We start from the raw sequence: 13,066 nt of genomic DNA on the forward strand, positions 1-13,066 counted from the left end.
CCCCCTTACCAGTTGGCTCTAGGCGGCGTCGTTCCCCCGTCCACTCTCAGCACCTGTCCCGTCACATAAGTGGACAAGTCTGAGGCGAAGAAGACGACGCTGTCTGCGATTTCTTCAGGTTTACCGAATCTCCCTAGGACAATGGCCGGGACAATGGCTTCTAAATGCCCTTTGTCCGACCCTTTGATCATATCTGTCTCAACGAGTCCCGGTGCAATGGCGTTTACCCGAATGTTAAAAGCGCCGAGTTCTCGCGCCTGCTGTTTCATCGCCCCGTTGATCGCCGCCTTGCAGGCCACGTAGTCGAAACTGGAGAAAAAGGCGTCCATGGCGGCAATGGAAGAAATGTACACGATGCTCCCGCACTTGTTCCGCTGCATCAGGCGAGAGACCAGTTGCGCCAATTCCATCTGTCCGAAAAAGTTGACGTCGAAGAGTTTTCGAACACCGGCCATGTCCATCATATTGAAGCGCTGGTACTCGGAGAGCATGCCCGCGTTGTTGACGAGGATATCTATGGGGTGCCCATAGCGCTTCATCTTTTTAACCCCGGCCTTCATGCCCTCTGAGTCGCACATATCGAAATAAATGGGGTAAATCTCGACGCCACACCGCTGTGACACCGCTTCTAAATCCGCCTCAAACTCGGGATTTTCTGTTCGGGCGCAGGCGTAAACCCGTGCGCCGTGCTCAGCGAGCTTTAAAAGGATCGCGCGGCCCAGCCCCCTGTTGGCGCCGGTAACCACCGCTGTCTTGCCTTCCAACAAACGACTCATCGGCTACCGCCTCCCCCCATAATTTGCTGGACTTCGTCCGGTGCAATTAGTGAAAACGTCATCTTAGAAGTGCATTTGTCGCCGACGCGCGCCTCGGCGTCAAACCATGCGACGCCTCTGCCATAACGCTTCAGCACCACGTCCACCGTCAAGGTTTCGCCAGGGTGTACCCCTGCGTACATCTTCACCGACTTCGACTCGCTGAAGTACAGGCGCAACTCTTTTTTACCGGGAAGCGTGTTGAGAATCAAACCGCCTGCCTGCATCATCGCCTCCATCTGAAAGACCCCCGGCATCATTGGATTTCCCGGGAAATGGCTCTTAAAATACCAAGTGTCTTCTGATAGCCGCTTGCTGGCAACCGCTCGTTCACCGGGAACCACCTCGATGTCGTCGATAAAGATATAGTCCGGCGTCTGTCTGAAGTAATCGTACAAATCGCCTGCTTTATTTAAAGTTATGGGTTCTGCCATATTCTTTCCTCCTGTCTGTTACCGCGCCAAATGTGCGACTATTTTTTCAGCAATGGCCGCACTGGTCAAACCACACGCCTCTAAAAGCGCTCTGTAGCTCGCCGCATGTGGGTACGCATCGGGAGCCGCTACAATGACCTGTGGCGGTTTTTCCCGTTCACCTGCCAAAAACGACGCCACCGCTGAACCGAGGCCCCCCACTTTGCTGTGTTCCTCCACAGTGACCACCAGCTTAAAGCGCTTGAGTCCCGAAAGCATCGCCGTATCCAGCGGCTTAAGCGTGTGCACATTAATCACTTGACACGAGATGCCCTCTTCCCGAAGCTGTTTTTCAGCGGCCAAACTTTCAGCCACCATACTGCCCGTCGCCAAAATCGCCACCTCGTCACCTTCAGTCAGTGCAATGGCCTTGCCGATTTCAAAGGGGTAATCTTCTCTGTAGACAATCGGCGCATTTTGCTCGCCGGTGAGCCGAATGTACACCGGCTTGTCACAAGCGTATGCGGCGGCAATAGCTTTGGCGGCCTCTGTGCAATCCGCCGGCGACAGCACCACCATATTGGGGATCGCCGTCATAATCGCCAAATCTTCCATGGCCATGTGCGTCGGGCCCAAAATCCCCACGGCGTAGCCCGAAGTCAAGCCCACGAGCTTTACCGGCAGGCCCATGTACCCCATGCAGACCTTCACTTGGTCGAGACAGCGCGTCGACGCAAAACTGGCATAGGTCGTGGCAAATACCTTGAGTCCGGCCTTGGCCATCCCCGCCGCTGCGCCAATCATGTTTTGTTCTGCGATGCCGAAATTGACCACCGCCTGCGGTTTGGCCTTCTGAAGCCTTTCAAGTCCTGAAAAATAGGTTAAATCCGCCGTCGTCACCACAAAATCGTCGTCGCCCTCGGCGAGCTCCGCCGCAATCTGCCCAAACGTACCGCAACCGCCGAGCATAGACCACGCCCTTATCCGCCTCTTATTCACTTCTATCATCGCTCAACTCCTCTAAAGCTCGTTCGTAAAGTTCTTGGGACAGAACACTGTGATGCCACTTCGGATCGCCTTCCATAAAAGAAATGCCCTTGCCCTTTACAGTGTCGGCAACAATGGCCACAGGGCGGTCAGACGTCTGGTTGAACGCTTCACAACACGCGGCGATGTCGTGGCCGTCCACGACGTGTACCGCCCAGCCAAAGCTTTCAAACTTCGCTTCAAGCGCATCCATATTCATAACCGACGCGGTGTCGCCGTCGTACTGCAACTGATTTCTGTCGACAATTGCCATGAGGTTGTCCAGTTTAAAGTGCGCCGCAGAAGCGGCGGCTTCCCACACGGCGCCTTCGTTGCATTCGCCGTCTCCAAGGAGTACAAAGAGCCTCGCTGCATTGCGCTTGCGCTTTAACGCCATAGCAAAGCCCACTGCAAGAGAAAGCCCCTGCCCGAGACTCCCTGTAGAGAAGTCGATGCCCAGTGCCGCGTTGGCAGAGGGGTGTCCATACAACCGCGTAGCGTCGCTTTTAAACGTCATCAGCTCTTCATCTGTCAACACGCCCAGTTGCTTTAAGCACGCATAAAGCGTCGGCACGCCGTGACCTTTGCTGAGAATCAACCGATCTCTTACCGCGCCTTCAAGTGGCGCGTGCATCGTGTACCCGTAGAGGGTGACGACAATTTCCACAATGGACAGCGACCCGCCGAAGTGAAGGCCCACCGGCCCCGCCGCCTTGCCCATTCTCAAGAGATCCCGCCGAATGGCCTGCGCCTGTTGTGTCAACGCCTCTATAAGATGAGGCATCTCTTCTTCTGAGCAGCTGTTCAAATGCTTGGCACTCGTGTACTCAATCGCCTTGCGCCGCTCATGCCACTGTGCCTTGGTCATGTGAACCCGCATTTGATCGTACAACAGGCCGTTTTTTTCTACGGCGTCTTTTGCCACTGAATCGACGGTGTAGCCCAGATGCCGGTTGATAAGCACCACGCCTTTATTGGCTGCGAGTACGTCGCCGTAAAGCGTTTCGGCGCCGAGGTCGTCGAAAAAACAGTCCAGCAAACTGGCGATAACCGATGTCATGTTGGGCAAGCTCTTACACGCTTTTTCCGCTATATAAGACGAAGTCTCACCACTTTTGCCCTCTGCATCGAGGACAATGGACACCACCCCTGCATCGACGTCGTCAATTACCACAATCCAGTAATGCACATGAGGGTTTTGCTGCTGCTTTTCAAACCATTTGCGCTGACCCTCTAAAGTCAGCTTCGGGTCTGTCGTCATAAACCGCGTGACATCCGGCTGCATACGCCAGTGCATCACCTGTTCGAGATCTCGTTCTGTCATTTTTCTAAATACCAAATTCATAGGCTCACCCTTTTGACTTATTCTTTCTATTTTAAAAGACGATTTGTCTGCACAACGTCCGAATGACGTCGTAGCCGTCCCATAAGACGTCTATGTCCAGTGCTTCTCCAATAGCCGCTATGCGGTCGACGCCCTTTAGCCGATGGTCGACAACCCAGCGCGCCACAGCGTCTTTGTCTACGCCGTGGACGATTAACGTCTGTATCTCTTCTGTCAACAGCGGTGCCACCGCTTCTAAATCGGTGCAATCGTACTGGTAAAACAGGCCGAACTGCCCTCTCAACCGGCTGAGCTTATCTGGGAACGCGTCTACCTGAACGGTGTAGAGGCGGTTGTCCCATCGCTTCACTTCAGTGATGGCGCCACCTTCCATGGCGAATTCGCACAGCAAGGTGTACTTGTCCACGGCCTTAATAGGCGTCAAGTCGTACTTGGCAGCCACTTTGGCCACAGCGTCCCAAAAGCGCGCCTTGGCCTCGGCGCATTTTTCTCCCGTCCAGAGAATGAGATGCGGTGTCGAGCAGGCGTTTTGATCCATTAAATACGTGTCGTTGTAAAAACCGCTTGCCATCTGCTCAAGTGCCGCATCGGAAAGGGTGTGAATGCTTTCTGAATCAAACAGCGCCAGTGAGTAGCGATCGGCAAAGACCACCTCCACCGACTTGGCTTTCATGGGCGATTGCCGAATGACCTCTACGGTCGCATCGCCGCCCCAGATGAGGCGGCAGTCGCTCATGGCTGAAAAGCGGTCGTTTACCGCTTGGTTGTGGTCGTAGCTGACCACCGTTATCATCGGCTTTAATATTTCAAACTGAGGCATTTCTAAGCATTCGCTCAAAAGGCGACACAGACACGCCACCTGTTCATAGGGGCGACTGGATACCCGCACGATGTTTGCATTGCCCGATAAGAGGCCGAAAATCAATGAAAACATAAAGTTGACAGGGACATTGGCCGGTGCAATGTGAAACGCCATTCCCCTGCCGAGAAACAAGCCGTCGCTTGAAAAGCGCGCCTTTATCTGCTGAATGTGAGCGCTTCTACACCAGAACCCCAGTGTGGCCACATCTGAATAACGCCGTGCCTCTGCATCGGTTCTAATGCGCTTTGACAGCGCGTCTAAAAAGTCGCAGACCACCGGACTAAAAGGCGCCATCGGCACCGCTGCCTCATAGTCGCCGCCGACTAAAACTTGTACGTTATCTTCTGCCATACGTATCGCTGCACCCCCTGACTTCTGCTTTTGCTATTCGTCCGTGAATTTTAAAGGTCTTCCCGTTGCGCCCACATGGACAGTCGTCCACGCCGAGGAGCTCGCCGACGTCTTCAGACAGCAAACAGTGTCCCGGGTAACTCTCCGGCAACAGGGATACCAATTCAATCAAACCCTTTTCACCGATGGCGCACGGTGCGAAGTCCTCCGGTCGCCTAATAATGATATCCGAATAGTTCGACGCGTGTAACCGGTCGTGGGCACAGCCCATAAAAATCGACCCCGTCTGCTCCACCATACCATAGTAATTGTACACTTCTTTTATACCCAGTGCGCTTTCAAGCGCCGCTTTGTACGCCGCGTTGTCCACAGATTCTTCTGCCAGCTTTTTAAATCCACCACCGTGTATCAATAGGGCGTTTGACAAGTCGAGAGACAGGTTCTGTTCTTTAACGGCTTTGTAAAGATGTGCCCAAACGATGTACGTAAACCCAAACAAAAAGATTTTCTCGTCGCGGTGCCGCTCTAAAAACGCCGTCACAGCCGGTATGTCCAGCGCCATATCTTCGTCTAGCGCATAGGTCACATCGTGCCCCATCATTGAAAAGCCCAAGATGCCCGACCCCCTTGCAGAGAACAGCTGGCGGTTTTTCACCACCGCTTTCGTGTCTACGATTAAAAGGGGCAGACGCTTCTTGCCCAAAAAGTCCGAGACGATTTTCACCAGTGTTTTGGTCTGGTGTGCCGCTGTCGTCCTGTCTAAAAAAATCTTTGAAACCTGTTGACCGGAAGTCCCCGAAGACGTCATGGTCTTTACAATGTCCGACCGGTCGACGCTGAGGAGCTCGTATTCTTTAAACAGCCGCACCGGTAAAAACGGGATGTCCGCTACGGGGTGCGGGTTCGAAGGATCAAACCCCAACGCGTCGAGTAGGCGCCGATAAGGCGCGCAGTTTTCATAATGGCTCTGTGTCAACGGCACGAGGGCCTCTTGATAGAACGCTTCCTTTTCAGTTTGCCGCATGCTGTAGGGCGCGCGTTCAAACAATTCGTCGATAAAAGACATGTCCCGCCCCCTTATTTTAATGCTGAATACAGTATTTTACCCGCTTCGTTTCGCGGAATTTCGTCGATGACCACGGCTTCAAAAGCAGAGGCGTTAATCCCAGTGGCGGTGCTCAGAGAGCGAATGATTTCCCTGTGCCCCTCTTTTGCCGTGGTGTAAATTTTAAGGTTGTCGTCAACACCGGCGCAGACGCATTCGATGCCACGACGGTTCAACAGCTGTTCGACTTCATCGAGGTTAACCCGATTGCCAAACAGTTTTAAAAAACGTTTCTTTCGGCCGACAATGTAGTAATACCCCTCTTCGTCGCGCACGGCCATATCGCCGGTATGCAACACGCCGCCGCGCTCATCGCCCTTGGCGAGGTCCCGGCAACTTTCGGCGTACCCCAATGTGACGTTTTTCCCCGTGTACAACAGTTCCCCCGTCTGATGCGGGGCCTCGATCAGGCGTTGATGGTCGTCGACGAGGGCAAAGGTGCCACCTGGTATGGCGATGCCGATGCTCCCCGCCTTTCGGGTGGCCATTTCCCAAGGCAGGTAGGACATGCGCGCCGTCGCTTCGGTTTGGCCATACATCACAATAAACCGCATGCCTTTTTGTGCACAGAGCTCTGTAAATTCCTCGCAAAGGGCCTTGGACAGTTTGCCTCCCGCCTGAGTCAGATAAGTGATTGAGTCGAGCTTCATGCGCTCAAACCTCAGTTTTTTAAGCATTTCGTATATGTACGGCACGCCGCCGAACGTCGTCGCTTTTTCCGTCTCCAGAAGGGTCCAAAACGCCTTTTCCATTAAGGTGTGCTCGTTTAATATGACGCGAGCCCCCATTAGCAAATGGCTGTTGAGAATGGACAGGCCGTAGGTGTAGCTCATGGGCATGGTGGTAATCGCCCGGTCGTCGCCTGTGATGTCGAGGTACGCCGCTATGGCGTTGGCGTTGGCCACGATGTTTTCATAAGACTGCCGCACCAGTTTCGGGCTACCGGTGCTGCCTGAGGTCGTCAACAGAAGCGCAAGGTCATCGTCTACGGCGTAGTCTCTTTCCGCGCCGGTCTTCATCAGTGCGTAACCGCCGTAAGTCTGTAAGACGTCTGCCCCCTCTTTTATAGGGGCAAAGAGGTACGACGGCTTGTAGCGGTTAAATAGCACTTGGTACAAGCTCTCTTCTATTTTGGGGTTGATGAGTACCGGTACGACGCCTCTGCGCAGGGCGCCCACATAAGCGCATACCGACGGCAAGTCGTTTTCACAGACGAGAAACATGAGATGTCTCGGTTCAGCTGCCGCCATCAGGGCGTCGCCGTCGGCAATCAACTGATCGTAGCAGATGTGTTCGCCGCGGTCCGTCACCAGTGCGACGCGGTTTTTATAGCGCTCGATGTCCTGGTAAAAATCTCTCACTGATGCCTCCTCTATTCCTCTATTTCAAACCGTTCAATGGGGTCGCCATAAGCGTAGGCCCTCTTGGCTTTCTTCGTTAAAAGCGTTCGGTAGTACTTGGGTTTAAGACCGTCCGACGGTCTGATGCTCCGCACGTTTTCCGCTGTAAACGCCTCGCCTGCTGCTATGGGCTTCACTGCGAAAAGCGAGCGCCGTCCTTTCAAACTCTCTCGGTCGCCAGCTTTAAGCGCGTATGTCGGCGTTCCCTTTATGGCAACGGTGTCTCGAACTGCGGCAACCATCTCGCCATATGCCGACATAGCCATGGAGAAAGGCGCGTCTAAGCTGTCGTCTGAGGCACCTTCGAGTTTGACGTGTTTCTCTATAACTTGAGCGCCAAGTGCCACTGCCGCTACCGGCGCCAGATGCCCCATGGAGTGATCTGAAAGCCCCACTGGGAGGCCAAAGCGCGCTTTCATATCGGGAATTACAGAGAGGTTCATGTCCTCGTATTTCGCCGGGTATTGGCTGCAACACTTGAGGAGAACCACTTGCTTATTGCCGTGCTTGTAACATGCGGCCACGGCTTCTTCAATTTCCTCCACGCTGGCCATGCCGCAGGACATAATCATCGGCTTGCCCTTGGCGGCAATGTGCTCGATTAGCGGGATGTCCACCAGTTCAAACGACGCCACTTTGTAAAAATCGACGCCCAGCTCTTCTAAAAAATCCACCGCAGTGGGGTCAAATGGCGTCGAAAGGAAGTCGACGCCCACGGCATCGCACTTGTCCTTAATCGCCCGATGCCATTCCCACGGGGTATAGGCCTTTTGATAGAGGTCGTGGAGCGTGTAGCCGTCCCAAAGGCCGCCGGTGATTTTAAAATACGATTTGTCCGACGGTATGGTAATGGTGTCTGCGGTGTACGTCTGTATTTTTACGCAATCGGCGCCGGCGCGTTGTGCCGCTTCAACAAGGGCGAGGGCATTTTCCAGTTTGCCGGCGTGGTTGGCCGAGAGTTCGGCAATCATATAGACGCCTGTGGCCATTTTTTCGTAAAGTTTCGTCATTTTATTAACCCTTTCTCTCTCTATTTGAAAACGTCACAGCGCTTTGGCGATGCGCTCTGCACCGTGCCCGTCTACAATCCGCCGGCCGCACGCGACCATTGCGCGGCGACGGTCGCCGTCTTCTATTACGGTCTTCAAAAGGCGTAGCGCCTCTAAAGCGGTGACCTGTGCATCGCCAGAAACGGCGCCTGCTGACAACATGGCACCAGCCGCACTGTACTGCCGGATGCCCGCCAGTTGGTTGTCCGCCAAGGCAAAGCACACCGTCGGCACGCCGACGGCGCACAGTTCCGCCAGTGTCGTGCCCCCTGCAGAAACGGCGGCATCACACCGGCGCATAAGCGCCGCCATATCGGACACTTTGTGATGTAGATAAACCGTCGAATGCGCTTCGGCAAGTCGCTCGAGTTCGTCGACTTCACCGTAGAGGCCGCCGATGACCAGATGCAGCCGAATCCCTTCTAAAGCGGGATCTTTTAAGGCTTCTGACGCAAAGATCTGCGAAAATCGAAACGGGTCGCTCCCGCCTGTGGTCACGAGGACGTCGCGCACGGCGTCTCTTACCGCTCTCGGTTCAGCAACGGCATTAAACTCTTTTCGCAGGGGGATGTAAGCGGCGCCGAGCAAGCATTTTGCCTGTAGGCCACTGTAATGTGCCAAGGTCGCCTCGAGGTTGTAGTTGATTAGCAAATCGACGGGGAGGTCAGGCGACGAAAGGTCGTCGATGTACGCAAGGCGCACACGCGCTTTTAGCGCCGCCAGATACTGCGGCGTCACCTGATAGCTGTCGACGAGCAGTGTGTCGATGTTTGCCTCTTTTATAAACGCGTCGAGGCGCTCAAGTTCCCCTTCTTTGTCTCGCCAGTCCGAATTCAGACAGACACACGGATGCCCCAATGACGCAATGAGCGTTTGGGCTTCGGCATCTGAAACGATGAAGGTATAGGGCGCCTTTAACTGTTGCGCTATGGCCACACACCGCATCACATGCCCTGTGGCGATATATGCGTTGGCGTCGACGCGCAACCCGATCACTGAGCGCCCTCTCGTCGTTTTTGCATCATCTTGTATTTCATTTCGGCGTATTGCCAATCTTCTAAGGTGTCGATGTCCTGCACTTCCATTTCCGACACCACAATGGGCACGATGCCCTCGAGAATCTGCCCCTTTACTGCGAGAAATTTCTCGACGTTGTAGCAATAAAACTGACCGCAGTCGAAGTACATCGGCTCGATGTCTTGTGAGCGGGTATTCATGTATTCCGGCCACTTGCGCACCACTGATGCCCCCTCGAAGACGTAGCCCCTTTCCGGCGGCGCCGGAAACTTGACGATGGGCAGTGCCATGGCGCCGTCTTGTGCTTTGATGGCGCGTAGGGCTTCTCTTAGTTTTTCAGCGGTTACAAACGGTGCCGTCGGGTAAATGCACACGGCATAATCGTAGGTTTCTCCTCTGGAAGCGTAGGTGTTCAGTACTTCCAATATGACGTCGGCCGTTGTGGCAAAATCGTCGGCGTTTTCGGCACTCCGCATAAACGGCACCTTGGCACCTGCTCTTATGGCAATTTCGGCGATGGCCTCGCTGTCTGTGGACACCATGACTTCGTCAAAGAGCCCCGACATCTGTGCCGCCTCTATTGAGTACTCGACAATGGGTCTACCGCAGAAGTCCTTGATGTTTTTTCCCGGGATTCTCTTGCTCCCGCCCCTTGCTGTTATAATGGCGATTGAACGCATGGTTGCCCCCTTTTTCTCTATATGGTCTATCGGCATAAGCGCCTGCTTACTAAAGTCTGCTGATTAAAGTGTCTCAAATGTTATTGAAACTACTTTATTACATGTATTTATTGTTATATTTTATCACCAACCCCCTCATAAGTCACCCTTGTTCTCAAGGGAAATGGGCGCATGTGGCTTTGTACTTTTTTAGGAACACAGCGACTCTGTCTATGTGGGTATTACACTACTGGAAGCGGGCGTTTTTTCTACTGTAAAAATCTTGGTTCAGGGCTTTGTTTTATATTGTATTGAAAGAGGTATTTTAAGAAAGAAGGACGCCGAAATCGTAACGGCGTGGCTTGAAAAACAGGTTTAAGCCCCCTATAAAAAAACCAACCCTTGCATGTACTGGGGTTGGTTTTTTGTGTTTTAATAAGATGCCAGTAGAAGGGCTTTGCAGCAATAGAGGCCTTACAATAGATGCGCCATAACCCATGTCGCCATCTTTAGAGCCTCTTCGGTTTGCTCTGCATTGCCACTTTTCGACCAATAGGCGACAAACAGCAACTCGATGTACAACATCATCGGTTTAAACGATTTGCGCTCTGTCTCCGTCAGTGGAAGGCTCACTTCGTAGCCGGCGACGATTTCTGAGAAAATGAGCGGCCACCTGCCGCTTTTTTCTGCGTCTTCTGTGTTGCCTATTAAAAAGGAAAGGGCAAAATAGCACAGGTCGAAGATGCGCACGTTGTCAACGCTTAAATCAAAGTCGATATACCCCGTCAGCACGCCGTTTTCAAACAACAGGTTCCCCATATGCGGGTCTCGATGAATCAAGTAACGCGGCAGTGTCGGGTACACGTTCTCCAGCCAATTTTGAACCATATGCAGCATATCTACGGGAACCCGCTGCTCTATCTCCGGCAGAATATAGTGCGTCCACTCTTCAAACAACTGCTTCTGTTGACCGCCGGTTTGACCCTCTATTTTTTTAAGCGCCACATGCAGTTTGGCCAAGACAGTCCCCAGTGCAAACGGCAATTCTTCCCCCACCTGATACACATCTAAATGGGCGCCTTTTAACTTGCTCATCAACACATAGTAGCGGCCGCCCTCTAAAACAAAGGCCTTTGCGTCGCGTGTCTTATGGTATGTCGCAACCGGCAAGCCCTCTTTGTACAGGAGTTGTGAGAACAACTGTCCTCTCTCCACGTCGGCGGCGCTCTTTCCACACTTGAGAATATAGCGCCCGTCCACTTCCCAAGCGGTACGGTAAATGGCGGTCACTGTATGCGGTGTCACGCCCCAATGTTTAAGCAGCGCCTTTAAGTTCTTATCGTCCATAGGTAGCTCCCTCTTTTAAGTCTTTGGATAGGCTCGCGTAAGCGAGTTGTTTCTTATTTAGCAACAAGATTTGAGCCAAAAGCCTTTCCGCGAATGTTCAGCGCGGAAAGGCGTCAGCGAAAAACGGTTAGTGATGCCGGAGGCATTACTAATGTTGTTTTACAACCGATGTCAGTTGGTCAATTAGGCGCTGAATGCTGTATAGCCCAAAAAGCAAACACAAGGTTCTGCCCACCACCACACCGTCTATCGCCAGCTGGTAGCCACCTCGCGTCAAAACTGTGGGATTAAAAAAGCAATAGAGCGCAACGAAAGCGGCTACCGCAGAGAAAATGATTGAGAAGCTTTTATTGCCGTTCGTAGGGGCATCCATCCTTTCTTCATTTTGTATGATTATTCTATTTCTTTTATTTTTTATAGGTCGATGATACCCCTATTTTAGCACTTTGTACATCGTGGGGGCAATAAAAATCAACGCTGAAAACACTGTGTGACAAGTGAGTTCGGCGTTGATTTCAAGTGTTTTTTTGTGATGACTTTAAAGCCTAAAGGGATTGCTTTTGCCACCTCAGAACAAAGTCGGTACAGCGCCTTCCATCAGGCCTCTATTCCCCAAGGCTTACTTATTTTGCTCTAATTCAAGTTCTGGATATCTCACTTGGATAACCTCAAAGGCATCGTCGGTTGAAACGGTTACGATGGGGCCTTCTATAAAACGCTTCTCACCGTTTTCTTCAATCATTACAAAATGCTTGTGCAGGATTTCGTTGCCCCGCCCGACGAGGTTCATCGGATCGTATCCGCAAATCCGCCCTTTTAGGGTTTCGTTTTTGGTAAAGCCTTTAAACTGCGACGCTATTGACGCTTTATGGGCTGCCAGCAAATTCTCGAAGTCGGTGACTGGGGTGGTGTTAAAGGCGCTATCCGCCTGTGTATCAGGGTAAAGTGCCTGCAACAAGTTCATATAAGCACCGGTAAAGTAGGCCAGTCGCCTCGTATTAAAGTGTTCTTTTAATATGTAGGAAGTCCCCTCTTGGATGTGGGTGTCATAGGTCGCCTCGTTCAAGGTTTTTAAGGCCAGCAATTTGCAGCTTTCTGCCGCCCCTTCAAAATTCTCCATTGCCAGTTCGTAGTTGTAAACGGGGTTCATTTCTTTTCTCTTCTCCCGGATGGCAAGCACTTTGCTGTACGCCTCTTTGTTTAGGGTCTGAATAGCTTCGACCAAATACTGTTTTTCTAAGTCTTTCAGCTCAAGATACGCTTTGTCGAGTTCATATCTGGTGGCGTTTATATCGTCTATACCGACTTGCATATCGCGCTCGTATTGGTAGCAGTGGAACATTTCATGAACCATGTTCGATGCCAGAAGATCTTCATCGCCTTCCGGCTTGTACCATATGGCCATGTAGGCGCCCTCGTACGTTATGGCGGTGTTGCCGATAAACCTTTGGTCTTTTTCGATGACTTTGTCTTCTAGATACACGTGTGTGTCATCGTACAAAGCGTATGCGTATTTTTTGAAACCTTTGTGCAAGGCATCGAAGTCAATGCGCGCCAGTCGGTTATCAATGGCTTCTCTAAGGTGTTTCATTGGAACCTCCTCTTTGATTGGGGTTTAGGTTTGCTGTCACGTTTGTATTGAGTTGAAACTATCGGCCTATTAAACATTGTGGCGCT

13 protein-coding genes are annotated in these 13,066 nt (G+C 52.3%); all 13 read right to left on the bottom strand.

Annotated elements, in window-relative coordinates; genetic code table 11:
• Window positions 1-5 precede the first annotated feature (5 nt).
• A complete protein-coding gene (locus ACR6HW_RS09230) occupies window positions 6-776 on the bottom strand; it encodes an SDR family NAD(P)-dependent oxidoreductase (protein WP_455730843.1) in 771 nt (256 codons plus the stop codon).
• Entirely contained in the window at window positions 773-1,249 is a 477-nt protein-coding gene (locus tag ACR6HW_RS09235; RefSeq protein ID WP_455727441.1) for a 3-hydroxyacyl-ACP dehydratase FabZ family protein, read from the bottom strand. Before ACR6HW_RS09235 ends, ACR6HW_RS09230 begins: the two co-directional genes overlap by 4 nt.
• A gap of 18 nt (window positions 1,250-1,267) precedes the next feature.
• Window positions 1,268-2,236, bottom strand: a complete 969-nt coding sequence (locus ACR6HW_RS09240) for a transketolase family protein (RefSeq protein WP_455727442.1) — start codon at window positions 2,234-2,236, stop codon at window positions 1,268-1,270.
• Window positions 2,220-3,599, bottom strand: coding sequence for a GNAT family N-acetyltransferase (locus ACR6HW_RS09245; RefSeq protein ID WP_455727443.1), 1,380 nt, complete (start codon window positions 3,597-3,599; stop codon window positions 2,220-2,222). Before ACR6HW_RS09245 ends, ACR6HW_RS09240 begins: the two co-directional genes overlap by 17 nt.
• A 31-nt stretch (window positions 3,600-3,630) precedes the next feature.
• Entirely contained in the window at window positions 3,631-4,812 is a 1,182-nt protein-coding gene (locus ACR6HW_RS09250) for an acyl-CoA reductase (protein WP_455727444.1), read from the bottom strand.
• Window positions 4,799-5,878 carry a LuxE/PaaK family acyltransferase gene (locus ACR6HW_RS09255; RefSeq protein WP_455727445.1) on the bottom strand — a complete coding sequence of 360 codons (1,080 nt, stop codon included), beginning with the start codon at window positions 5,876-5,878 and terminating at the stop codon, window positions 4,799-4,801. The genes ACR6HW_RS09250 and ACR6HW_RS09255 overlap by 14 nt, the downstream gene beginning before the upstream one ends.
• An 11-nt stretch (window positions 5,879-5,889) precedes the next feature.
• Window positions 5,890-7,278 (bottom strand): AMP-binding protein, encoded by a 1,389-nt coding sequence (locus tag ACR6HW_RS09260; RefSeq protein WP_455727446.1) that lies wholly within the window; start codon window positions 7,276-7,278, stop codon window positions 5,890-5,892.
• An 11-nt stretch (window positions 7,279-7,289) separates the two neighbouring features.
• A complete protein-coding gene (gene pseI, locus ACR6HW_RS09265) occupies window positions 7,290-8,327 on the bottom strand; it encodes a pseudaminic acid synthase (protein WP_455727447.1) in 1,038 nt (345 codons plus the stop codon).
• A gap of 33 nt (window positions 8,328-8,360) precedes the next feature.
• Window positions 8,361-9,362, bottom strand: coding sequence for a UDP-2,4-diacetamido-2,4,6-trideoxy-beta-L-altropyranose hydrolase (gene pseG, locus ACR6HW_RS09270; RefSeq protein ID WP_455727448.1), 1,002 nt, complete (start codon window positions 9,360-9,362; stop codon window positions 8,361-8,363).
• Window positions 9,359-10,099, bottom strand: coding sequence for a pseudaminic acid cytidylyltransferase (gene pseF, locus ACR6HW_RS09275; RefSeq protein WP_455727449.1), 741 nt, complete (start codon window positions 10,097-10,099; stop codon window positions 9,359-9,361). Before pseF ends, pseG begins: the two co-directional genes overlap by 4 nt.
• A gap of 417 nt (window positions 10,100-10,516) precedes the next feature.
• Complete coding sequence (locus ACR6HW_RS09280) at window positions 10,517-11,389, bottom strand: phosphotransferase enzyme family protein (protein WP_455727450.1); 873 nt, start codon at window positions 11,387-11,389, stop codon at window positions 10,517-10,519.
• Window positions 11,390-11,537: 148 nt separating this feature from the next.
• Entirely contained in the window at window positions 11,538-11,762 is a 225-nt protein-coding gene (locus ACR6HW_RS09285) for a hypothetical protein (protein WP_455727451.1), read from the bottom strand.
• A 246-nt stretch (window positions 11,763-12,008) separates the two neighbouring features.
• On the bottom strand, window positions 12,009-12,980 hold the full coding sequence (locus tag ACR6HW_RS09290; RefSeq protein ID WP_455727452.1) for a hypothetical protein: 972 nt from the start codon (window positions 12,978-12,980) through the stop codon (window positions 12,009-12,011).
• Window positions 12,981-13,066: the final 86 nt, after the last annotated feature.

The organism is Fusibacter sp. JL298sf-3 (assembly GCF_053842995.1).

Coding starts and splice junctions, on each gene's coding strand:
- pseI (WP_455727447.1), bottom strand. CDS start 8,327: ATGACGAAACTTTACGAAAAAATGGCCACAGGCGTCTATATGATTGCC.
- ACR6HW_RS09235 (WP_455727441.1), bottom strand. CDS start 1,249: ATGGCAGAACCCATAACTTTAAATAAAGCAGGCGATTTGTACGATTAC.
- ACR6HW_RS09280 (WP_455727450.1), bottom strand. CDS start 11,389: ATGGACGATAAGAACTTAAAGGCGCTGCTTAAACATTGGGGCGTGACA.
- ACR6HW_RS09240 (WP_455727442.1), bottom strand. CDS start 2,236: ATGATAGAAGTGAATAAGAGGCGGATAAGGGCGTGGTCTATGCTCGGC.
- ACR6HW_RS09285 (WP_455727451.1), bottom strand. CDS start 11,762: ATGGATGCCCCTACGAACGGCAATAAAAGCTTCTCAATCATTTTCTCT.
- ACR6HW_RS09290 (WP_455727452.1), bottom strand. CDS start 12,980: ATGAAACACCTTAGAGAAGCCATTGATAACCGACTGGCGCGCATTGAC.
- ACR6HW_RS09245 (WP_455727443.1), bottom strand. CDS start 3,599: ATGAATTTGGTATTTAGAAAAATGACAGAACGAGATCTCGAACAGGTG.
- ACR6HW_RS09255 (WP_455727445.1), bottom strand. CDS start 5,878: ATGTCTTTTATCGACGAATTGTTTGAACGCGCGCCCTACAGCATGCGG.
- ACR6HW_RS09250 (WP_455727444.1), bottom strand. CDS start 4,812: ATGGCAGAAGATAACGTACAAGTTTTAGTCGGCGGCGACTATGAGGCA.
- pseF (WP_455727449.1), bottom strand. CDS start 10,099: ATGCCGATAGACCATATAGAGAAAAAGGGGGCAACCATGCGTTCAATC.
- ACR6HW_RS09230 (WP_455730843.1), bottom strand. CDS start 776: ATGAGTCGTTTGTTGGAAGGCAAGACAGCGGTGGTTACCGGCGCCAAC.